This window comes from Methylophilus sp. Leaf408, from assembly GCF_916856905.1.
Taxonomy (GTDB): domain Bacteria; phylum Pseudomonadota; class Gammaproteobacteria; order Burkholderiales; family Methylophilaceae; genus Methylophilus.
Map to the genome: position 1 here is coordinate 22,242 of NZ_CAKASK010000003.1, position 23,066 is coordinate 45,307.

The window sequence follows — 23,066 nt, forward strand, 5'->3', positions numbered from 1 at the left end:
CCAGGGGATTTTATGGACGTTACGAAAAGGTTGTGGATTTATCTCGGAACACTATTAGTTCTTTCTTTTAGTGCTTTGCTCTGGACAGGTTCCGAAATCTATCGTGAAGCGCCCCCAATGCCCGAGAAAGTGTTGAGTGAAAGTGGATCGATAATTTACACCTTGGAAGATATTCAAAAAGGTCGTCAGGTCTGGCAGTCTTTTGGAGGTATGCAGTTAGGATCAATTTGGGGGCACGGTAGTTATGTGGCCCCAGATTGGAGTGCAGACTGGCTTCATCGGGAAGCAATTGCATTGCTGAACATCTGGGCAAAAAGCAGTGGTGACAATTTAAATTATGCACAATTGTCTGAAGAAAATCAGGCAAAACTTCAAGGCAGACTGCAAAGCCGAATACGTCTAAATACATTCAATGAAAAAACCAAAATTATTACATTCGATAAGGATCGAGCCAGGGCAATCTTGAAGGTTCAAGCTCACTTCCAAAAATTATTTGGAGACGAGAGTAGTACAGCTTCATTACGAGAATCATACGCAATGCGAAATAACACTGTGCCTAATGCAGCAAATCGCCATGCTCTCACAGCCTTTTTCTGGTGGACATCTTGGGCGACGGTAACAAACAGACCTGGCAGTCAAATTAGTTATACTAATAATTGGCCTTCCGAGCCATTAGTTGGAAATAAACCTCCAGCAAGCACCTTTGTCTGGTCTGCTTTCAGCGTAATTTTTTTAATAGCAGGTATTGCTTTATTAGGGTGGCACCACGCAATTTCACAACATCATTCCAGAGAACAATTAGTTTTACCTATAAATGATCCTTTGAGATCTATCGTTGTGACTCCTTCGATGAGAGCGACTGCAAAATACTTTTGGTTATTACTTAGCTTATTCCTGATACAAATACTACTCGGTAGTATCACGGCACATTATCAAATAGAAGGTCAGCAACAATACGGGTTCAATTTATCCGAAATTCTACCCTATGCTTTGACTCGTACATGGCATACGCAATTGGCCGTGTTATGGATTGCAACAGCTTGGTTAGCTACCGGATTATATATTGCGCCAGCAATTTCTGGTTATGAGCCAAAATACCAGCGTATGGGAGTCAATTTCCTATGGATATCATTAATTGCAATTGTCATTGGCTCTTTCACAGGGCAATGGTTTGCTGTTATGCAAAAGATGGGTTTGAAGTATAACTTCTGGTTTGGTCATCAAGGCTGGGAATATTCCGATATGGGCCGGTTTTGGCAATGGTACTTATTTGTTGGGTTGATTCTTTGGCTAGTTTTAATCGCTAGATCTCTATGGCCTGTTTTACGAGTTAAAAGTGAATCACGTTCGATAGTTGCATTATTAATGCTCTCTACAATAGCGATTGGATTATTTTACGGCGCAGCCCTGATTTCAAACGAACATAGTCATATATCTACGATTGAGTATTGGCGTTGGTGGCTGGTCCATCTTTGGGTTGAAGGTTTTTTTGAAGTTTTTGCTACTGCTGTATTAGCCATAATATTCACCCGGCTGGGTTTGTTGCCTACTAAAACAGCGACAGTAGCAGTGTTATTTGCCACCATCATTTTCATGGCTGGTGGCGTGCTAGGAACATTACATCATCTATATTTTAGTGGAACACCCATGGCTGTTCTTGCACTAGGTGCCAGTTTTTCCGCTTTAGAAGTTGTCCCTTTAGCTTATATTGGATTTGAAGCTTATCACTATTATCAACTTGGTCACGCTACAGCTTGGATGCAGCGTTACCGTTGGCCGATTATGTTTTTCCTTGCAGTTTCTTTCTGGAATATCGTGGGCGCAGGACTATTGGGATTTCTCGTGAATCCTCCTTTATCTTTGTACTACATGCAGGGTCTAAATTTAACTCCACTGCATGGCCACGCTGCTTTATTCGGTGTTTATGGAATGCTAGGGATAGGTTTGGTGTTGTATTGCATTCGAGGAATAAAGCCAGACTTAATATGGAACGAAAAAATGTTAAAAGTCAGTTTCTGGTCACTCAATATAGGGCTCGCATTAATGGCTATTTTGACGCTTTTACCTATTGGGACTTTGCAACTTTTGGCAGCGATTGATCATGGATATTGGTATGCTCGCTCTGCTGATTTCATGCAAAAACCTATCATTGATACTTTAGTATGGATGAGAGTGCCTGGAGACATCATTTTTAGCATTGGAGCCTTATCTCTTTGTTGGTTTATTTTAGAGTTGTGGTTGAATCCAAAAACTGAAGAAGATAGCTCCAAGCAAAACGTAGGTGAGATCAATTAGCATTTTTTTCCAGGTAAGTCTCAAAATTACTTGCTGATAGTGCTTTAGAAAATAGCCAACCTTGTACGTATTTCACCCCTTTTTCAGAGAGAAGTTTCGCCTGTATTTCAGTTTCAACGCCTTCAGCAACCATACCGAATACCGACTTTTTAAATGGCAGAATGAATCTACCGATGGTGCTTAATAGTCAGAATTTAAATGGAAGCTTTTACATCTGTGGCCCCACACCATTTATGGATGATCAATACAAAACGCTAATTGAGCTTGGAGTAAGCCCTGCTAAAATCAATAGAGAGGTGTTTGGCCCTGAAAGCCTAAGCCACTTGTTGTAAGCATGGAATGTGATGAGTTATGGATATGAGCATTTCTATTTCCGATTCAGTAACGCTGTAAAGTCGTTGTATTGAATCACTTAATTGCATTCCTCTAGCTTAGACCTATTAAGTGTCATGAAAAAATGCCCCGTAACCAGGGGCTTCAATCACTCTATTTAGAGCAGTTTAATTACTTTCAAAGGTAACTGGATTGCTTGATTGCTTTTTCTTTTGGCGTACAACAACAGTACCTGCGAGTTTGTCATGCCAACCTTGTTTACGTGCATCAATTCCTACCCAAATGATTCCAAGCATGAATGGAATCATTGCAACAAAGTATGCGAAATACCTACCAATTGATTGACCGGTAGTCATGCTTTGGCCAGTTCTGGCATCTACATCCTTTGCTGAAATCGCCATTTTTCCCGGTGTGGCTTGTCTTGTTACCCAGAAAATCACGGTTGCTACAGCTGGAAATAGATAGGATAACAATATATCCATTGGCCCTTGTGAAAGCCCCTCAGTAGACCAGTATTTGTCACCATAGAATGCTGTGAGGATTGGTCCAATAACCATAAAAACCAAAATCGTATCAATCAAAACTGCGCCTACACGCGGCCAGAATCCTACATATTCCAAATCTTCAGCTTGCATATCCACTCCCTTTATTTTTAGTTAATTTCCAATAATTTTACATAAGAGCTAATGTAAATTATCGTACTTCAAGCAATTCATTCCAGTCCCCGGTGTAGTTGGGGCTCTTAAAGTTACGCTGCATCGACCAATCCTTAGTTTCATCAGCACCCTCAGAGGCAAGCCAGATAGTCCCTCTAGAAAATTTGTTATTGATCTTGTCCATGACATTCATCAGCGACTCGGCCTTCTCATCTCGCTCTGTAAAACCAAACAGATCGGTTTGACGGCCGCCTGCCGGCACTGTATCCAGCAACATTACTCCGGCTTTCTGATAATAAACACCAGGCTGAAAGGTTCTCTGAAGTATGGCCTGTGCCATCTCATTAATTTTCAGTGTCGAGTTAGTGGGAGCTGGTAAACCTACGGACAAGCTGCTGGAACAAAACACTGCCTTGTCATGTGGACTATTCATCATGAAAACATAGACGCCATTGGCATATAAATTCTTCTTCCGCATTCTTTCAGTAGCCATCGATGCATGGTAGCTAATTGCCTCTTTCATTTTCTCCATGGTGGAAATCGCTCACCAAATGACCGTGAACTCATTACTTGTTTAGCTTCAGGCAGCTCGTATTCCATCTCTAGCCACACCTCGCCATTCAGCTCCTTTACGATGCGTTCCACCAATACACCAAAGTGATCGCGTATACGCTTGGGATTTGCACGCTTCAGTCGTAACACGTCATGGATGCCAACTGCATTGAGGCGCTTTTCCATGCGACTTCCTATGCCCCATATTTTGGAGATTGGAAGTTCTTGCATGAGGGTATCCAGCTCAGCATCTGTGACACTGGTCAGGTCACAAACCCCATTCCAGCGAGCCTGCTTCTTGGCGCAATGATTTGCCAGTTTCGCCAGCGTCTTGCTGTAGCCAAAACCAACACAAATTGGTAATCCGACTGAGTCACAGACATCGATTCTCATTTTGTGGCCGTAATCGGTGTAATCGACATTCATACCTGTCATTTCCAGAAAAGTCTCATCAATTGAGTATTTTTCGATATGAGGAGAATATCTGGAAAGAATGGCCGCGAACCGGTTGCTCATGTTGGCGTATAGCTCGTAGTTCGATGAGAACACAACCGTGCCAAGTTTTTCTGCAGCCTCTTTGATTGCAAAGAAGGGTTTAGCCATGTAGATTTCCAGAACCTCTTTGGCAAGCTTGTTCTGTGCAATGACACAGCCGTCGTTATTAGATAGGACGACAACGGGCCTGCCACGAATGTCAGGACGGAATACCTCTTCACAAGAGGCATACATTGAGTTGACATCAGCGAGTGCGAAAACCCGTCTGAATACGTTACTAAGTAAAGGAAGTAATAACATGCTGCACGACACCCCAAATCATCAGCTCCTGGCCTTCCGAGAACTCAATGGGTGGATACGCTTTAGCTTTATTTTCTGATAAAAGGCGCACGATTTTGAATCGTTTATATAAGCGCTTCACTACATATTCGCCATCCACAATAGCAATCACAATATTGGAAGACTTGGCTTTCGGTCCTAATGCTTTATTTACAATAAGTTTTGAGCCGGGATAGATTCCAACGTCAATCATCTAAGCTTGATGCGAGATGTCCAGTATGCAAGTATTGCTGCAGTGATTAATAACGATGCGCTCATCCAAAAAGTAGCACGATATCCACTCAGATCAAACAAGATGCCACCGAACGTTGCACCAGTGGTAATCGCAAGTTGGATGATTGCCACAAATAATCCACCACCTGCTTCTGCATCGTTGGGTAGTGTTTTAGCAAGCCATGTCCACCAAGCTACAGGGGCTGCAGTCCCTACCAATCCCCAAACTCCTAGTAATAGTGCTGTTATTAGTACTGAATACCCAAAGATAATTAGCGCTATTGCGATGATTGCCATCAATAATGGAATGATCATAAGGGTTCTATACAGCGAATCTTCCAAGAAGGCACCAATCAAAAGCGTACCGACGAAGCCTGCAACTCCCATCGCAAGAAGCATTAACGAAAGTGTAGTGACCCCCACATGTGTTACGCTCTCTAAGAAGGGGCGCAAGTAGGTGAATAGTGCGAACTGGCCCATGAAAAAGATGCTCACCGCTACCATGCCAATCGCTACCTGAGGCATCATCATTAGTTTAAAGATGTTTCCTGTTGCTGATTTATTCATAGGCTTCATGCCAGGTAAGCTAATTAACAACCAACAGAATGTAATGACTGCAACTGGCACCACACAGAAAAAAGCACCACGCCAACCAATGATACCGCCCAAATAGCTTCCTAAAGGCGCGGCAATGACTGTAGCTAAGGCATTTCCTCCATTAACGATTGCAAGCGCCTTTGGGATTTTGTCTTTCGAAACGAGTCGCATGGCCGTTGCGGCCGACATAGACCAGAAGCCTCCAATAGCAATCCCAATCAGCGCCCGCCCCACCATAAACACACCATAATTATGCGCAATGCCTACGATAGTTCCTGAAATGATGACTAACAACATCAGTAGTAAAAGCAGGATTTTACGATCCAATTTTCCTGCTAGCGATGAGATAAAGAGGCTGGTCACCAAAGCGAATGCACCTGAAATCGCAATCGCTTGACCAGCCTGACCTTCGGTACTGTGAAGGTCACTTGCTATCGGGGTTAATAGGCTAACCGGCATGAACTCCGATGCCACCAGGGCAAATGCCCCAAGTGACATCGCAAACACACCGCTCCAGCCCTGCCTGTTTTCAGGGGTGGTATTGAAAGCCGTAGTTGTCATAGAGATTTTTAATTCATTCCTAAATAAAGTAATTACTTAAGGTTAGCTTTGAAGAATGCTGACAATTTATCAAACGGAATCAGGTTAACGCGGTCGTACAAATCCACGTGACCTGCACCGGGAACGATGACGAGCTCTTTTGGTTGCCCTGCAAGGCGGTAGGCTTCTTCACTGAATTCTTTAGAATGCGCCTCTGAACCTGTAATAAATAACATGGGACGAGGTGAAATCGTCTCAATGTCATTGAAAGGGTAAAAGTTCATGAATTTGGTGTTACTGGATAGTGTGGGGTGGGTTGTATGCTCAGGTGAAGATCCCGCTGGCGTAAATTCACCACGTGGCGTACGGTAAAAATCATAAAATTCACGTTGAATAGGGTGCGTATTTGCGTCTATTTTATGGTCCGTCCCGCCTGTGTATTTAATTGCACCGCCCGTAAATTCTACATAACGTTGCTGACCGGCTTCTGCAATGATTTGTTTGCGTTGTTCAAGGGTTTGCGAATGGTTGAGTGCATTACGGTTGGCTGCGCCCATCTCGTACATGCTTACTGTTGCAATGGCTTTCATGCGGGGATCAATTTTCGCTGCACTGATGACGAAGCTACCACTACCGCATATACCAAGAACTCCTATACGCTCCCTGTCTACAAATACTCTTGTTCCCAGAAAATCGACAGCGGCGCTGAAGGCTTCTGAATAAATATCTGGCAGGACTGCATTGCGTGGTTTTCCGTCACTTTCCCCCCAAAAAGAGTTATCGATCGCTAATGCAACAAATCCCTGCTCTGCAAGCTTTTGGGCGTAAAGATTTGAGCTTTGCTCCTTCACCGCTCCCATAGGATGACCCACAATAATGGCAGGACTTTTATTTCTCTGATCCATCCCTTTCGGAAAGAAAAGATTGCCAACGATTTTCATGTTGTACTGATTCTTAAATCTGACTTTTATTACGGTGACTTTGTCGCTTTTGTAGAAATTGGCTGCACCATTGGACATATCGGCCGCAATTGCGGGTGTTGAAGAAAGTATTCCTGTTGTTGTTAGAATTGTCATGGCCGTCAGTATCCCTAAAAATTTTTTGCGTTTGAAAAAATTCATTTTGATTTCTCCGAATAGTTATTGAAGGGTTGAAACTGATTACTTCACTTTAGTAATCAGTACTTTTATTTTTTTGAGTTGAGAAAGAACTTCAGGAACTGAATCCAACTTCCCTAGAAAAACAAGGCCGTCAGCCTTACCCACTTCAGAGTCTTTGTAGAAAATGGCGAGATTGCCCCATGGGGCGTAATAAGTGATGTCTCCAGCTTTTCCTTCATACCTGTCTGCATCGACTGGGGTGGAAAGTGGTCGAGGCGTATATGCAATTTTCTCAGTACCAGCATGGTCAGCCAGTTCCAAAGTGAGTGGCAGTTGCTTCATTAGATCGAGTGTTGCAGGTGATTTATTTAAAATCGCTATCACTTGCTGCTGATGGCCTTCAATTTGTATAAGAATTTTCATTGCATTGCTCCCTGAGGTTAGATTTTGCTTTGCATTGACTGCATCTTGGCCCAAAGCATTAAAACTAAGCGTCAGCATTGCCGTCATACAGCCTCCAAAAAAACAATTACGGACACGGTTATTTAATTGGTTCACATTCACCTCTTTCGCTAAATTGATTAGTTTTCAATATAAGTTACAATTGGTTATATTTAAAAGGATCTATATTCATGAGTTTTTACAAAAAAAATATTCGCAACCATTCAATTGGTTACAGCTATTCTAATCAAATTAGTGTTCTAGAATTAGTCACTCAAGACAGCTTAGACTTATGAAAATCACTCATGAATATACTTACCTAGACTTGGGTGTATATATGCTTGTTTTAAAACAAAACGGGTGTGAGTATGATTGGTAAGGAAAACTATAACGACTTGTATGCATTTCTTATGGTGGTGAGGGAGGGTAGCTTTACCAAAGCCGCAGGGAAATTGGGTGTTTCACAGTCAGCCTTGAGCCATACTGTGAGGGGTTTGGAAGCACGTTTAGGAATGCTTTTGCTAAATAGAACTACGCGCAGTGTTTCGCCTACCCTTGCAGGAGAAAGATTGCAAGAGACTGTCAGTGTTAGTTTTGACCATATCGATAATGAGCTTTCGCTGCTCACCGGTTTAAGAGACTCTCCCGCAGGAACACTTAGAATTAATGCCAGTGCTCATGCCATTAAAGAAATTCTATTGCCTAAATTGGCACCACTAACCAAAAAATTTCCTGATATCAATATTGAATTAACAGCTAACAGTGGTTTTGTAGATATTGTGGCTGAACGTTTTGACGCTGGTGTACGTTTAGGCAACAAGGTAGCGGACGGTATGGTTGCCGTGCGAATTAGTGAGCCGATGAAAATGGTGGTGGTGGCAACTCCCGAGTATTTTGATCAACATCCAGTGCCGTATAGTCCTAAAGATTTATCACAACACAATTGCATTGGTTTCAGATTATCAACGCAAGGCGGTATCTATTCTTGGGAAATGGAAAAAGATGGATTGGAAATCAAAATAAAAGTTGATGGCCAATGGGTTTTTAATGAAACGTATCATATTTTGGATGCTGTTCGTGCCAATTTGGGCATCGCGTATATTCCCCACGATTTGGTTGGGGTAGATATTGCACAGGGGTATTTAGTTCAGGTACTCGAAGATTACAGCATAGAGTATCCCGGGTTTCATCTTTACTATCCACATCGAAGGCAACAAACTCCCGCATTAAAATTGGTAATAGAGTCGTTAAGGCTGAGTGGTGCGCCTAAATCTAGCAGTTAAGATCTTTATGCTTTGCGGGCATGTGGTATCTAATATTTATGTGTAATTCTTTTATGGTTGGGACATTTTTAGCAAACTTTGAATTCATCATCTACTTTTATTTTGGACTCTCGTAAATAAGAAGACTCAGAATGGCATTGGTGGTTTCGAAATAAGTCCTAATTTGGTGATGTAACCAAAGATACATTTTTTTCAGAGCTGGCCGCCGCCGCTGCAAAATCCCACCCACCCCCTAACGATTTGAATGCAGCAACCGCGGCGCGCGCAGACTCGGATTGAGCTTGAACTTTTGCATTAGTCATTTTCAATAAACTTTCGTCAGCTTGTAGCACTTCCATAAGACTTACAGTACCTTTTTCATAAGCTGCAAAGGCTGAGTTACGCGCATTCGACAATGAAGTCTCTGCTTGTCCTAAAATTAATGTTTGCTCTTCGTTGTTTATCAGGGTGGTAAATGAATCCTCCACATCCTGGGTGGCTCGTAATACTGACTGCCGATACTTTGCAATTGACTCTGCCTCGACACCTTTAGCAACAGACACCTGAGCATCAATTCTTTTGAAATCAAATAGACGCCATCTTAAACCTAGTACACCGGTTGCCTGATTGGCATTGCTACTAAATAAATTACCTGATGAAATGGCGGTTGCACTTCCAATTAATGCTGTAATTGAGAGCTTTGGATAGTATTCAGATATAGCAGCTCCAATTCTTGCATTACTAGCTACTAGGCGCTTTTCTGCAACTATTAGGTCAGGCCTTCTCCTCAATAGATCAGACGGATTTTCGATAGACGATATTTGTGGAGGGGTTGGAATTGCCTGCTTAGATGAAAGCTCAGATCTGAATGTACCTGGAGACACCCCAAGGATTACATCCAAGGCATTCATTTTCATGTCCAAATTAGCTTCTAGTGCAGGTATTTGTGATTGAGTTTGTGAGACGGCACTTTCAGCTTGATAAACCTCTAGTTTTGCAGCTAAGCCTCTCCTATTCAATATATCTACAATTGAAAGAAGTTTCTTTTGTTTCTCAAGCTGTTGCCGTGTTATATCAATCCGATTTTGTAAATTACGAATGTTGATATACAGATCAGCCGTTTGCGCAGCTACTGAAAGCCGAGTTGCTATCTTACTTGCTTCAAAAGCTTGATACTCCGCTATTGCTGCTTCTTGTTCATGTTTTAAACCGCCAAATAGGTCGGTTTCCCATGATGCGCTTAGGTTTGTCTCATAAAAACTGACGTTTCTATTGAAGTTGGGTGTGGCATTCAATAATTGGCCTAATGGGGTTTCAAGAGATTGGTGATTTCTTGCCGCAGTTGCTGACAAATTACCAGAGGGTAATAAAGCAATATCTGCTAGTCTGAGTCCCGATTTCGCTTGATTAATTCGTGCCGTAGATTGTGCCAGATCAAGATTTTTCTCAAACGCAAGTAAGACAAACCGCGTGAGCAATGGATCATTAAATCCATCCCACCATGTTTCCAAGTTAGTGCTTGTGGCGGCTGCACGTTGCTCAACTTTGTTTTTATCACTATATTCATTTGAGAGTGTTACTTTCGGTTTTTGGTATTCAGGGCCAACGGCACAAGCAGCTAAACTAACCGCAAAAAATACAATTTTAGAAAACCTGTTGATCAACATAAAATCTCACCCGAATAATTTGTGACTATATTATCATTTGGTCACAAGTTGTCAAATTATTAATGTACAGGTATCGTACTCATATGAAAAAAATCATTTCGAATAATGCTAGGGGTCCCGTTGACCATGATGTGCGCGACCAAATTGTCGAAGCAGCTAACCAACACTTCAGTCAATACGGATATGGCAAATCCACGGTTTCAGATTTGGCAAAATCAATTGGATTTTCGAAAGCTTATGTATACAAATTTTTTGAATCTAAACAGGCCATCGGCGAAGTCATTTGTGCTAGGTGTTTAGATTCAATAATGGCTAGCGTGAATAGCAAGTTGAAAGAATCCACCTCACCGCCAATGAAATTTAGGATACTATTCAATGGGTTAGTTGACTCTGGGCTGGAATTATTTTTTCAGGATTATAAGCTTTATGAAATAGTCACTTACGCTGCAAGTGAAAAGTGGCCACCAACGATTGTTTACGAAGGTGAAATAAAAAACATTCTAGAAGCTATTTTGCGCGAAGGGCGAGAGTCTGGGGATTTTGAAAGAAAAACGCCTCTAGATGAAACTGTAGAGTCAATTTATCTGACGATGAAAGGATTTATAAATCCTTTACTGATGCAGCACAACCTGGATCTCGTTAAAGAGGCGCCCGGTTTACTCTCAGCGTTAATATTGAGAAGCTTAGCTCCTTAATCATTAGTGACTATTGACTAAAATAGTCACTTGTATGAAAATCACCCCCATAACTTTATTTGGGGGGTGTTTTTATGCTTCGTGTTTATCGTCTTAAAATTGCCATTATGGCAATTGTTTCCTTAGCTATTCTTGGTTGCGCAGAAAAAAATAATCCTGACCCTAGAGTTCAACCTCCACTTGTTCGTGTGGGGACTGTTCAATTAGCGCAGTTCAATCCAAATAGTTTCACGGGGACGGTTGCTGCCAGGGTTCAGAGTGATTTAGGTTTTCGCGTATCCGGGAAAGTTTTAGAGCGACTTGTAGATGCAGGTCAATCCGTCAAAGCAGGTCAACCCCTTATGCGAATCGACTCCAAGGATTTACTCCTGGAGATGCAATCCAAGCAAGAGATGGTTGCTGCGGCGAAGGCAAAATCCGACCAGACAACTGAAGATGAAATCAGAAACCAAGGTTTGGTGGAGGCTGGCGCTTTATCTGCTTCCAATTACGATAAGATCAAAGCCGCTGCTGCGAGCGCAAAAGCTGAACTAAAAGCAGCCCAAGCCCAAGCAGGTGTTGCTGGAAACTTCTCTAGCTATGCATTGTTAGTGGCAGATGCTGACGGCGTTGTTATGGAAACAATGGCTGAGCCGGGGCAAGTTGTAACGGCAGGGCAGGTTGTAGTTCGAATTGCACATGCTGGAAAACGAGAAGCGGTTGTGTATCTTCCAGAAACCTTGAGACCTGCAATAGGCTCAACCGGTAATGCAAAACTGTATGGCAGTGAAGGATTCTCGACAGCTAAGCTCAGACAACTTTCAAGTGTTGCAGACTCTGTTGCCAGAACCTTTGAAGCTAGATATACCCTTCAAGGCAGTTTAGAGAATGCTCCGTTGGGTTCAACAGTCACCATTAAACTTCCGCACAACATCTATGCTTCAAAAAGTATTTTTCAAGTTCCTCTCGGAGCTATATACGATTTTGGTAGGGGACCAGGTCTTTGGTTGATTAATAAGGAACAGGTGAAATGGAAACCTGTGAAGATAATTTCCTTAGACGATAACTTTGCACAAATTGAAGGTGATTTAACAGCTGGAAGTTTGTTAGTAACGCTTGGAGCACATCTCTTGCATGAAGGAGATCATGTCAGGCTAGAAAGTAATGAAGCTATCAAACCTGCGGTCATTGGAGATGCTAAATGAGCGCATTCAATCTATCAGCTCTCGCAGTTCGCGAACGCTCAATAACATTTTTTTTGATCCTTTTAATTTCTGTAGCCGGTGTAATCGCATTTCTTAAATTGGGAAGAGCTGAAGACCCTCCCTTCACTGTCAAAATCATGACAGTTATTACGGCTTGGCCAGGGGCTACAGCCCAGGAAATGCAAGATCAAGTTGCAGATAAACTCGAAAAGCGAATGCAAGAGCTTCGCTGGTATGATAGAACTGAAACGAGTACTAGACCTGGGTTAGCTTTCACCACGGTTACATTACTAGATAGCACTCCACCATCCCAAGTACAAGAGGAGTTTTATCAGGCCAGAAAAAAAATCAGCGATGAGATAAAAAACTTACCTGCAGGTGTTATAGGTCCACTAGTAAATGATGAATATGCAGATGTAACATTCGCTCTTTTCGCACTAACCTCCCCAACTGAGCCTCATCGTATAATTGTTCGGGATGCAGAAAAGCTTCGGCAAAAACTATTACATGTTCCTGGCGTTAAAAAGGTGAATATCATCGGCGAAAGGCCAGAGCGGATTTTCATTAAATTTTCGCATGAGCGCCTCGCTACTTTAGGCATAGCACCACAATCAATTTTTGCCGCATTAAACAGTCAAAATGCGCTTACTCCCTCCGGTTCAATTGAGACAAATGGCCCGCAGGTATTTGTGAGGATAGATGGGGCATTTGACCAGCTTCAGAAAATACGAGACACGCCAATTTCTGCTAAAGATCGCACGATTAAACTATCAGATATTGCTACTGTTGAGCGAGGCTACGAGGATCCAGCTACATTCATGGTTCGTAATAATGGCAAACCGTCTGTTCTGTTAGGCATTGTAATGCGGGATGGTTGGAATGGCCTTGAACTGGGTAAATCACTCGATTCTGAAGTATCAGCCATAAATGCTGAGCTTCCCTTAGGTATTGGTTTGACTAAGGTAACCGATCAGGCAGTCAATATCTCATCTTCGGTTGATGAGTTCATGGTCAAGTTCTTTGTGGCTTTACTTGTTGTGATGATTGTAAGTTTTATCAGTATGGGCTGGAGAGTCGGATTTGTCGTTGCGGCTGCTGTTCCTTTGACCTTAGCCGTAGTGTTCGTAGTAATGGCTGCCACTGGTAAAAACTTTGACAGGATTACATTAGGTTCATTAATTTTAGCGCTTGGCTTATTAGTTGATGATGCCATCATAGCCATCGAGATGATGGTAGTAAAAATGGAAGAAGGTTACGACCGTGTCGCAGCTTCAGCTTACGCTTGGAGCCATACTGCAGCACCTATGTTGTCCGGAACATTAGTGACAGCCATTGGTTTCATGCCTAACGGGTTTGCACGATCGACAGCAGGTGAATATACAAGCAATATGTTTTGGATTGTGGGTACTGCTCTCATTGCATCTTGGGTTGTTGCTGTTATTTTTACGCCTTATCTAGGCGTGAAAATGTTGCCAGATATAAAAATGATTGAGGGCGGTCATCAGGCAATTTACAGTACTCCTAATTACAATCGCTTTAGACGCTTACTGGGTACTGTCATACAAAGAAAATGGTTAGTGACTATCATTGTTATCGGCGCTTTTGTAACCGCCATTCTTGGCATGAGTCTGGTAAAGAAACAGTTTTTCCCTACTTCAGACAGGCCTGAAATACTAATTGAAGTTCAAATGCCTTATGGAAACTCAATTGAGCAAACAAGCGAGGCAACAGCAAAGGTTGAGGAGTGGCTCAAAAAACAAGACGAGGCAAAAATTGTTTCATCATATATTGGTCAGGGAGCGCCTCGCTTTTACCTGGCAATGTCTCCAGAACTCCCAGACCCTTCGTTCGCCAAAATTGTAGTTCGAACTGACTCGCAGGATCAGCGGGAAGCTTTAAAATTAAGTTTACGAAAGGCTATCAGTGACGGACTTGCTCCTGAAGCACGTGTTCGAGTCACCCAATTAGTTTTTGGACCATACTCTCCATTTCCAGTGGCCTTCCGTGTTTCTGGACCTGATACCGAGAAAGTAAGGGAAATTGCATATCAGGTTCAGCAAGTAATGAAGGCTAGTCCGATGATGCGCACAGTCAATACCGATTGGGGCGCAAAAGCACCCATTTTACACTTCACGCTCAATCAAAATCGTATCGAGGCAGTTGGACTCACCTCAAATAGTGTTGCACAACAACTACAATTTTTATTGTGCGAGTTACCCATTACTACTGTTCGCGAAGATATCAGGACCGTACAAGTGGTAGCACGTGCCGCTGGAAATATACGACTTAATCCGAGCGCTATTAATGGTTTTACTCTGGTTGGATCTGCTGGACAGAAAGTGCCGTTGTCGCAAGTGGGTACTGTCGAAATCAAAATGGAAGATTCGACTTTAAGGCGTCGTGACAGGTCACCAACTATTACTGTTCGAGGGGACATTTCGGAGGAGTTACAGCCACCGGATGTTTCTACCAAGATTAAGGAGCAGTTAGAACCTATTATTTCTAAACTCCCATCGGGTTACAAGATTGATGAGGCGGGAGCCATCGAAGAGTCTGCTAAGGCAACAGAAGCTTTATTGCCATTGTTTCCAATCATGATTGCGTTAACTTTAGTCGTGATTATTCTGCAAGTGCGCTCTATTTCAGCGATGATGATGGTCTTTGCCACCAGTCCTTTAGGGCTGATTGGAGTTGTCCCAACGCTGATCATTTTTCAACAACCTTTTGGGATTAATACATTGGTCGGACTTATTGCTCTATCTGGAATCTTGATGCGGAATACGCTTATATTGATTGGGCAGATTGAACATAATCTAAGCGAAGGTATGACAAGATTTGATGCAGTTATCGAAGCGACAGTACAAAGGGCAAGGCCGGTCATTTTAACTGCTCTGGCGGCTATTTTTGCCTTTATACCATTAACGCATTCAGTATTCTGGGGAACCCTTGCTTACACTTTGATTGGGGGCACTTTAGCAGGGACTGTTTTAACTTTGGTTTTTCTACCTGCTATGTATGCAATCTGGTTCAAGATAAAGAAAGGCGCATAAACCAACAATGCACTTACTAAAGTCATGACCAATTTAAGATGAAGTTTTATTCTGAGCTTTTGAACATTGGTTAATCAAGACCGGCATGAAAATACTATGCCGGTCTTTTCATAAAATAGGCAAAAAAATCCCCATAGGCAACTATGGGGTGGATATGCAAATTAAGAAGATGGTTTTAATTAATTCGTATGCTCAAATTGCTCTGTGTAGCGCTTCAATGAATCATCGATTTTAAGATTAGCAACTTTTGTTGCTGGAGTGATAATTTTGAATCTACCCAGAATGTTGTCCATAAAACGATCCTTTGAAGCGTCAACACTCTTGACTTGATCGTTGGAAGATACTGTTTGCGGTTTCCAATTTCCTAATAATGTTTTGTTAACAAATTCAGATTGGAAAGTGCTATCAGCAGCGATAGCCATGCTTGAAACTGCAAGCATTGAAGCGACGATGGTAGTTTTGAGAAGTGAGGCTGAAGTCATAAAAATTCCTTTTGAGAAGTTGATTAATTAAGCCACATGAATAATGTAACCTGGATTACATTATTATTTAAGCCAATCAGCTTGTCAACAAGAATATGTACCTATGGGTAAATAAATACCATAATTGATCGAGAATTGAATTTTTTTGATAAATAGTTGTGAGTTCTTTATTAAATATGTAATATGGGTTATATATTTATTCATTTTTTAATGGGGAAGCTCATGGCGCCAGCTGGTAGACCAAGAACTTTTGATAAACAGGCAGCTCTGCAACGGGCAATGTATGTTTTTTGGGACAAAGGTTATGAAGGCACCACCATGGGTGATCTTATTGATTCCATTGGGGTCAAGGGACCGAGCGTGTATGCTGCATTTGGTAATAAGGATGCAATATTCCTAGAGGCGTTGAATGCTTATAAAGAAATGATTGAACAAGGGCCTTTAAAAGCCCTTGAATCTGAAACGGATGTATTTGTTGCCATTTCTAAGTTGCTGAAAGAAAGCGCGTGGCTTAGTAGAAATCCTGACACCCCGAATGGTTGTCTGATCATGACTTCAGCAATCAATTCGACACCGGAACATTCCCATATAGTTGAAGAGGTGAAGTCCCTGAGGCAACAGTATAAAAATTTACTTATCGAAAGATTTCGTAAAGCGGTAGAGATTGGCCAATTGAAGAGTACCGTTGATGTTGAAGAGTTAGCGGAATTTTATCTGATGGTCATTAATGGTTTGGCCATGCGCTCAAAGGATGGATCATCAATGGAGAATCTCAAGAACACTATTGATCTTGCTCTAATCCCATTGAAAATGAACATGACTTTATAGCTGGAATATCAAAATTTTTACCTGTTGCATAATTTAAAGCACTGCAACTACTACTAGATCAAAATACGTCGACTATTTAACTCCATGGAAACCCAGAAATATAAACGGTTTGAAAAATTAGTTAAAAATTACGAAGTACAGTAACTAAACTTAATACGTGTCTTGTGTTTATTTAAATACATATAAGGGATTTGTTGGTGTCCTGACTTTCATCAATAAAAAGAACAGGAAATCGATTGATTAAGATACTTTGAAGAATGGGTTTATTACATAAAAAATTAGCAGTGATGGCAATAACTTCTGCGTGATTTAATGAGTCTCTACCACGATTATCACTAGTCGGACTGTAGATGAATTTGTGAGTTGTCTCAATTCTTACAAGCCTGCGCTGTTTGCTAGCAATTGATCTTTCGCGTTCGATAGCAGTCTTAGTTCCAGGTCGCCCCTTTAACGCTGCTTCTTGTAATTCATTAATTTCATTCGCCAAATTAATGCGTAGCCAAGACTTTATATCACTATTGAAACCACCAATTAGGCTCCAAGCAAAGGAATGAATGGTTGAAACTTCGACTAACGGATCAAACTCAAGTCTTTTTTTAATTTCATCACAGGCTGCATTTGTGTATGTAATCACTGCAATACACTGGCCGTTATCTAAATGGAGTCAGGTAACAGGTAACCAATGCAATCTGCATCTACTTATCCTGCTTCGATGCTTGAGGTTCATCTTAATGCTGGGCACGAGCTGCAATGGTCAAAATTAAAGAGTATCTCTAGAAGATAAAAAACCTGGGCACATGTTGGGCACAGGATGGGCGCAAATTAGGCACAAAAAAAGCCAAGTTAGTAATCACTATCTTGGCTTTGCTTTTATATATGGTGCGCCCGAGAGGATGAAAGTGGGCACTGGTCAATAAAGATTCCATTGGGTTGAAGCTTCAGAACAGAATATCGATCAGTTATTTTTAGCCTGAAACAATGTTAACTAGGAAAGTGGTAGGTTAGCGGACTTTTAATCCGTTTGTCGTGGGTTCGATCCCCGCACACCCTACCAAAATACAAAAGACGGCTTGCAGAAATGTGAGCCGTTTTTCTTTTCTCAATTGCTAAATTATTTAATTAGAGCGCCGGACTCATAATCCGTTGGTGCTATGTTCGACTCACAGAGGGGCCACCATTTATAGAGAGACTCAAGGTTAGCGCCTTGGGTCTTTTTTGTTTTGGGTAAGGTAAACTATGAATACTTTGTGAATACGAGCGAAGTAATAAAATTATATGAGCCAGCAAAATACACATACTTTTTTACAGAAGAAGAATGAGTCTAGATTTTCGATTGCTACTGTAATCTTTACTTTTATACTAAATATACTGTTCGTCAAATCTCATGTTCCCTTAATAAAGTTTTTTATGTTGTACATTCCATCTTTTTTTATCCTCATTTCTTTTTACTTCATGATTAAGCATGGTTTGCACAAACAGGAGGTTTCACATGATTCTAATTCTTATACTTACATTGAAGACACAAACATACCCAAAAGTGACAGACTAATAATATTTTTGTCTTTAACTGTTTGCGTGTGGATGGTAATAACGACTGGTACGTTCCTGAAGTTATTTATGAGATAGAAGCTATAACACCTTTTGCAGAGCTGGGTAAGTAATTGGGTTCAGAGAACGGCAATCCAGCAAAGATAATGGTCGTTATGTTGATTTGAGAGTGGAAATTTATCTTGTCTGAATAGGTGCGAAGTTGAAATTGTGTTTGATGTTCTGGTAATTTTTCTCAACTAGCAAAGCTAGATTTAACACATGAGCATAAAAAATTTAACAACCGTTCTTTTCAGTATTGTTGCGATAGGGATTGTTCTTCAATTACTTTGCTGTATTCCTTTCAGCAAAAGGGATTACTTTAGGAGAGGTTCCTATATGGACGTAATGAAAAACATAAGGAAAGAAAATAGTCTTTTAGGGAAGTGCGTTTACTATCTTTCTTACCTGAATATTTTTGTTGTTATTGCGATGTTTGCATTGAGTTTTGTTAAATAAAGCACCACTTTATAAGTTCGTCACTTCATCGACTCTCACTTTCCACTTCAGTCCGCATCAATTTTACCTGCAGCCCCAAACTCTGCCCATACTCGCTCGCCTTGAGGCATAGTCAAGCAATCAGGGGCTGGCTAATACGACGGTAATCCCTGTGGTAATCGTTGGCCGTTATGTTGGATTGGGGTGGCAGTCTGGAGTTGTCCGGGCGGAGTGTCTAGTCGTTGATATTCAGGCTCGATTGTAGGTGGGCATTTTATCGTGAGAGGCTCGAGTTTAACCGCTTCGGTCTTTTTTGTTTTTTGAATATTGGTCTATGGAAGATATTGTAAATTTGGCAATACAGAATTGATGGGGCGATGGCTTGTGGAAGAGCCATTATTAGCATCGGAATTTCCCTGATTTATCTGAAATGTAATAGGTGCAATTACTACTGACTTTTTCGGAATATCGCTAACTAGCGCTGAAGAAAATTGCCAACTCATAACACACTGAACTGCCGCTTCGTTCAAGTTTTTATTCGATGACTGAACAATAAAAGTATCAATTACTCGTCCTTGTTCATCTACTAACAAAGCAACATATACTTCCCCTTCTATTCCTCTTCTTCTTAATGAATCTGGATAGGTAGGTGTACTACTGGATATTATTTTAGGTGGTTTGAATTCCTTTTTGGCTTCCTCTGTATTTGGTAAATTAGTGGCGATGGGAAATAGTTTTTTATATTCTTCAAATACTTTTTTAAGTTTTTCCTCTTGATTTGTCGGCATCTCTAATGCATTTGAGTTTGTCTTATCGAATTCGGGTGTAGATCCTCCAAAAGCAAAAATAGAATAGCATAAGCATATAAACAAAATGCTGTGTTTAAGATTGTTACAATTTTCGGACTTAGAGCTGTTCATTTTTAATCTTTATTTTATTTAAGCATTACTAAAGTATAGATTTATTCAGGCGAAAACAGTCACTGTTATTTTAGGTGAGTAGTACATTATGAGAGATTCAAGGTTAACGCCTTGGGTCTTTTTTGTTTTGGGTGAGGTAAACTGGTGTGAGTTAAAAATAAGGGTGGATTATGGATATCACTTATTCAGTTCTGGTATTCACATTTATAAAGTTAGTTGGTTATGTGATTGCAGCTAGCTTCATCAATAAAAGACTTAACTCATCTCAGTCAGTAATTAAAGTTGGTTTTGCTAAATTGCTTCTAGGGTTCGTATTTGGTCTATTTTTTAGTCTAGTAGTGATGGGATTAGAGTTCTTGAATGTATCTCTCAAAGACGAATATTTCGTTTTCTCTTATTTCTTAATTTTGCTGCCAATTCGAGCTGTTGAATGGAGTATGTTATTTCATATCTTTTATAGTGGGCAATTGGATACGAGCCAAAAGTTTAAGTGGACCTTAGCTGGAGTCTTGTGGTCATCTGTTCTTGATCTACCAGCAGGTATAGGCTTAATTTACTCTGGTGACTTTATTAAGTGCTAAGAATTGAGCACCAAAATATTCTTGTTTTACTGATTCACCCGACGCACTCGACGACTTGTCGCTTTTCGATGTGCTATATGGCTGAGTGGGCAACGTCGAGTTGGTCAGGTCGTCAAATCGCAACTACAGTTTACACCCAAAACTCACCCAGTCGCTAGATTCAAATCTAGCCCATAGTCGCTCGCCTTGAGCCATAGGGAGCCAAACTGGGGCTGGCTGATACGATGCGGTGAGGATCGTTGGTCGTTATGTTGGCTTGGCGTGAGAGTTTTGATTGATCCATGTGGATGCCTTGTAAGATCCAAGTAAATTGAATAATATAGTATCCAGTACGTCTCATTGTTTGCGTATCGTTTTGGCCAGATACGAGCTTCTCGACTGGCTCCCAGTTTGTTCTCATTGTTAGGCAAGTGGGGTTCCCTTTATTTATTGGAGCTCGCTGTGCCAACAACCCTAACCAAATCTCGTTTCAAAGCTTATATCCAGCAAGCAGGACTGTGTATTTATTGTGAACAGCCTATATGGCTAGACGACGTTCAGGAGTTCGCTAAAACATATCAAATTAGCATTGAGCAAGCTAAAGTCCTTCAATGTACTGCTGAGCATTTAACAGCAAAACAAGATGGCGGCACTGATGTTGAAAACAATATTGCTGCTGCTTGTAATTACTGCAATCAAAAACGACACAAGCGCAAAAAATCACTTGATTCAATTTCTTTTAAGAATCATGTTATGAAGAGACAGGCTCAAGGGAGGTGGCACTCTAATGTGACTAATAGATTGTTCGGCGAGCCTAGTCAAAGATTTGCAGATTTCAGTTTTTCAGCATTTCACGATTTTTGTAATTTTCAGTTGGCTATTTCGAGTCCTCTCTGGAACTCACACTACTCGCAGCCACTAACCCTACCCATAGTCGCTCGCCTTGAGCCATAGGCAGGCAATTGGGGGGTGGCTGATACTACGATAATCCCGGTGACAATCGTTGGCTATTATGTTGGCTTGGCGTGGGAGTAACCTACAAGGCTATAAGTGCGTAAGACAGGTTGCCTTGCTGCTAAAATCAAGTTAAGTTATTTATTGGCAAAAAAATAAATTTTCAAATGAGCATCAGATAACTCTTTTATGATTAAAGGATAAATAAAATATATGCAAACCGAATACGAAGAAGAAAAACCGAAGAACATCGATTATCAAGCTCAGAACGAAGAAATAAAAAAGAAACTCGTTGAATTTGAAGACCATATAGATATGTACAGGGCATCATTAAATAGTGAGGGTATTTGGCTTTTCTTGGCTACCCTAGGTTGCTGGAGCGTTAATCATGCCCCATCTCAGATTCTGGCGTTTTCGATAACTTTTATTTTATTTACATACAGAATCGCTTTAAAATTTAGTGACACGAGACTTTTTTCTACAAAGACGAAGGAATTAGAGGAATTAATCAAAAGAAAACTCGAAGATCCGGATACTCAAAAAGCAAGGCTCTTTGATTTGCACCAAATCAAAGTTATAAAGCTGGCATCCAAAAACCACCTCAAATCAGTTTCCATTTTCCTACTTTGTTACTTTTTTCTAATTACTACCGTTTGGCACTTTATCTGAATTTAATACACGGGTATAAATACTAAAGACGGCTTGCAGAAATGTGAGCCGTTTTTCTTTTCTCAATGCCGAAAAGCGTTTCAGAATTCAGTTTTTCAGCATTACGCCAATTTCAAAAAAGTATTTGAGTTTCAGGTTTTCAGAATTCCGGCTTTTCAGGATTTTTAGCCAGTTGGTACTCTAGCCACTTCAGTAGTTCACCCATCTGCAGCCCAAAAGCCTACCCATAGTTGCACGCCTTGAGTCATAGGCAAGCAAAGATGGGCTGGCTGGTACGACGGTAATCCCGACTGAGATCGTTGGCCGTTATATTGGCTTGGTGTGGGAGTAGGGTTTATTAAGGCGGGAGTTTCTAGGTTATTGTAATTTTATATTGCTACAGCGGAGGCCAAAACTCTTTCCCGGTATTCATCACGCAATCGATTGGGAGTAATCACATCTACAGATACACCTAGCAAACTTTCCAATTGAGTTTGAATTTTGCCAATGTCTTCAGGTGAGAATTCAGAAGTGCGATCAACCACAATATCTAAATGCATTTCACCCAAGTCAAAGTCTAAGTCATCAGTAATGAGTCGTGGGAACAGAGTGTTATTAGATTCAACTATTTTGATAATAGCTGCACGGTTAGCATTTATCTTATCTGAGAGTTTCATAGATGGATTCACTCTTTTTTAGTTTGTAGGTATTCAATAATAGCTGGATTAAGAATATCCAATCAACTCTCCTTCATTTTATTCTAGTGTTAATAAATGGTACGATAATTAGTACTGAGAAAAGTGCATTTCGACACTTGGAATACTTATGGAGAAAATCAAAGTATCAACTTTTGAAGGTGTTGATGTCACCCAGGGTCTAATCTTTATTGATGAAGATACCTACGACATCCGAAATATCATTACTGTAGACCACGTAATTATTGAACCTAGACGCTCAATATACCGAGTATGTATTTTCGGTGGTTTGGGATTGATGTTCTTAAAAGGTGTCTTGGCCGAATTGGGACTTAGTCTGTTGTTATCCGGCATGGCGTTGTGGGGTTTTGCTAGACCTAAACACGGAGTTCTTGTCAAAACACTATCTAACAGCGAGCGACTATTTATCAGTCAAAATTTCGAAGAACTTGAAAAGATTGGTCGTGCTGTAAGAAATGCGCGATATTGGCAGAAGAGTTTCTCGAAACAAATATCTGACTAAACCTAGCGTGGA

The 23,066-nt window shown here is 41.0% G+C and carries 23 protein-coding genes; 10 read left to right on the forward strand and 13 right to left on the reverse strand.

The window, feature by feature from the left end:
• Positions 1–12: 12 nt before the first annotated feature.
• A complete protein-coding gene (locus LPA26_RS13690) occupies positions 13–2,295 on the forward strand; it encodes a nitric-oxide reductase large subunit (protein WP_055828607.1) in 2,283 nt (760 codons plus the stop codon).
• Here the strand turns inward: LPA26_RS13690 and LPA26_RS13695 are convergent.
• The 8 genes from LPA26_RS13695 to LPA26_RS13725 form a co-directional block, all read right to left on the reverse strand.
• Positions 2,288–2,428, reverse strand: coding sequence for a hypothetical protein (locus tag LPA26_RS13695; RefSeq protein ID WP_229008772.1), 141 nt, complete (start codon positions 2,426–2,428; stop codon positions 2,288–2,290). The genes LPA26_RS13690 and LPA26_RS13695 overlap by 8 nt on opposite strands.
• A gap of 367 nt (positions 2,429–2,795) precedes the next feature.
• Positions 2,796–3,263 (reverse strand): RDD family protein, encoded by a 468-nt coding sequence (locus LPA26_RS13700; protein ID WP_229008773.1) that lies wholly within the window; start codon positions 3,261–3,263, stop codon positions 2,796–2,798.
• A 58-nt stretch (positions 3,264–3,321) separates the two neighbouring features.
• A complete protein-coding gene (locus LPA26_RS14370; protein ID WP_370634385.1) occupies positions 3,322–3,807 on the reverse strand; it encodes a DUF4113 domain-containing protein in 486 nt (161 codons plus the stop codon).
• Positions 3,804–4,631, reverse strand: a complete 828-nt coding sequence (locus LPA26_RS14375; protein WP_370634386.1) for a Y-family DNA polymerase — start codon at positions 4,629–4,631, stop codon at positions 3,804–3,806. The genes LPA26_RS14370 and LPA26_RS14375 overlap by 4 nt, the downstream gene beginning before the upstream one ends.
• Entirely contained in the window at positions 4,609–4,863 is a 255-nt protein-coding gene (locus LPA26_RS13710; protein ID WP_229008774.1) for a LexA family transcriptional regulator, read from the reverse strand. The genes LPA26_RS14375 and LPA26_RS13710 overlap by 23 nt, the downstream gene beginning before the upstream one ends.
• Positions 4,860–6,041, reverse strand: coding sequence for an MFS transporter (locus LPA26_RS13715; RefSeq protein ID WP_229008775.1), 1,182 nt, complete (start codon positions 6,039–6,041; stop codon positions 4,860–4,862). The genes LPA26_RS13710 and LPA26_RS13715 overlap by 4 nt, the downstream gene beginning before the upstream one ends.
• Before the next feature lie 32 nt (positions 6,042–6,073).
• Positions 6,074–7,141 carry an alpha/beta hydrolase gene (locus LPA26_RS13720; RefSeq protein WP_229008776.1) on the reverse strand — a complete coding sequence of 356 codons (1,068 nt, stop codon included), beginning with the start codon at positions 7,139–7,141 and terminating at the stop codon, positions 6,074–6,076.
• 39 nt (positions 7,142–7,180) lie between these two features.
• Entirely contained in the window at positions 7,181–7,630 is a 450-nt protein-coding gene (locus LPA26_RS13725; RefSeq protein WP_229008777.1) for a cyclophilin-like fold protein, read from the reverse strand.
• A 299-nt stretch (positions 7,631–7,929) separates the two neighbouring features.
• Here LPA26_RS13725 and LPA26_RS13730 point away from each other — a divergent pair, with 299 nt between their 5' ends.
• On the forward strand, positions 7,930–8,844 hold the full coding sequence (locus tag LPA26_RS13730; RefSeq protein WP_229008778.1) for a LysR family transcriptional regulator: 915 nt from the start codon (positions 7,930–7,932) through the stop codon (positions 8,842–8,844).
• A 158-nt stretch (positions 8,845–9,002) separates the two neighbouring features.
• Here LPA26_RS13730 and LPA26_RS13735 read toward each other — a convergent pair whose 3' ends face one another.
• Positions 9,003–10,490 carry an efflux transporter outer membrane subunit gene (locus LPA26_RS13735; RefSeq protein WP_229008779.1) on the reverse strand — a complete coding sequence of 496 codons (1,488 nt, stop codon included), beginning with the start codon at positions 10,488–10,490 and terminating at the stop codon, positions 9,003–9,005.
• Positions 10,491–10,573: 83 nt separating this feature from the next.
• Between LPA26_RS13735 and LPA26_RS13740 the strand changes: the two genes are divergently transcribed.
• The 3 genes from LPA26_RS13740 to LPA26_RS13750 all read left to right on the forward strand — a co-directional run bounded on the left by LPA26_RS13740 (position 10,574) and on the right by LPA26_RS13750 (position 15,419).
• Entirely contained in the window at positions 10,574–11,185 is a 612-nt protein-coding gene (locus LPA26_RS13740; RefSeq protein WP_229008780.1) for a TetR/AcrR family transcriptional regulator, read from the forward strand.
• A gap of 74 nt (positions 11,186–11,259) precedes the next feature.
• Positions 11,260–12,369 (forward strand): efflux RND transporter periplasmic adaptor subunit, encoded by a 1,110-nt coding sequence (locus tag LPA26_RS13745; RefSeq protein ID WP_229008781.1) that lies wholly within the window; start codon positions 11,260–11,262, stop codon positions 12,367–12,369.
• Positions 12,366–15,419 (forward strand): efflux RND transporter permease subunit, encoded by a 3,054-nt coding sequence (locus LPA26_RS13750; RefSeq protein ID WP_229008782.1) that lies wholly within the window; start codon positions 12,366–12,368, stop codon positions 15,417–15,419. Before LPA26_RS13745 ends, LPA26_RS13750 begins: the two co-directional genes overlap by 4 nt.
• Positions 15,420–15,598: 179 nt before the next feature.
• Here LPA26_RS13750 and LPA26_RS13755 read toward each other — a convergent pair whose 3' ends face one another.
• Positions 15,599–15,901, reverse strand: coding sequence for a hypothetical protein (locus LPA26_RS13755; RefSeq protein WP_229008783.1), 303 nt, complete (start codon positions 15,899–15,901; stop codon positions 15,599–15,601).
• Between the two features lie 222 nt (positions 15,902–16,123).
• Here LPA26_RS13755 and LPA26_RS13760 point away from each other — a divergent pair, with 222 nt between their 5' ends.
• Positions 16,124–16,729 (forward strand): TetR/AcrR family transcriptional regulator, encoded by a 606-nt coding sequence (locus LPA26_RS13760; protein ID WP_229008784.1) that lies wholly within the window; start codon positions 16,124–16,126, stop codon positions 16,727–16,729.
• 172 nt (positions 16,730–16,901) lie between these two features.
• Here the strand turns inward: LPA26_RS13760 and LPA26_RS13765 are convergent, their stop codons facing one another.
• On the reverse strand, positions 16,902–17,363 hold the full coding sequence (locus tag LPA26_RS13765; protein ID WP_229008785.1) for a hypothetical protein: 462 nt from the start codon (positions 17,361–17,363) through the stop codon (positions 16,902–16,904).
• Between the two features lie 1,723 nt (positions 17,364–19,086).
• Entirely contained in the window at positions 19,087–19,674 is a 588-nt protein-coding gene (locus LPA26_RS13770) for an energy transducer TonB (protein WP_229008786.1), read from the reverse strand.
• Between the two features lie 170 nt (positions 19,675–19,844).
• Between LPA26_RS13770 and LPA26_RS13775 the strand changes: the two genes are divergently transcribed.
• The 3 genes from LPA26_RS13775 to LPA26_RS13785 all read left to right on the forward strand — a co-directional run bounded on the left by LPA26_RS13775 (position 19,845) and on the right by LPA26_RS13785 (position 21,857).
• On the forward strand, positions 19,845–20,255 hold the full coding sequence (locus LPA26_RS13775) for a hypothetical protein (RefSeq protein ID WP_229008787.1): 411 nt from the start codon (positions 19,845–19,847) through the stop codon (positions 20,253–20,255).
• 441 nt (positions 20,256–20,696) lie between these two features.
• Complete coding sequence (locus LPA26_RS13780; protein WP_229008788.1) at positions 20,697–21,188, forward strand: HNH endonuclease; 492 nt, start codon at positions 20,697–20,699, stop codon at positions 21,186–21,188.
• A gap of 213 nt (positions 21,189–21,401) precedes the next feature.
• Positions 21,402–21,857, forward strand: coding sequence for a hypothetical protein (locus LPA26_RS13785; RefSeq protein ID WP_229008789.1), 456 nt, complete (start codon positions 21,402–21,404; stop codon positions 21,855–21,857).
• Positions 21,858–22,225: 368 nt separating this feature from the next.
• On the opposite strand, the gene LPA26_RS13790 is transcribed toward LPA26_RS13785, so the two are convergent.
• Positions 22,226–22,513: a nucleotidyltransferase family protein gene (locus LPA26_RS13790; protein ID WP_229008790.1), complete on the reverse strand. Its 288-nt coding sequence runs from the start codon at positions 22,511–22,513 to the stop codon at positions 22,226–22,228.
• 148 nt (positions 22,514–22,661) lie between these two features.
• Here LPA26_RS13790 and LPA26_RS13795 point away from each other — a divergent pair, with 148 nt between their 5' ends.
• Positions 22,662–23,054: a DUF6232 family protein gene (locus LPA26_RS13795; protein ID WP_229008791.1), complete on the forward strand. Its 393-nt coding sequence runs from the start codon at positions 22,662–22,664 to the stop codon at positions 23,052–23,054.
• The last annotated feature ends 12 nt before the right edge of the window (positions 23,055–23,066 follow it).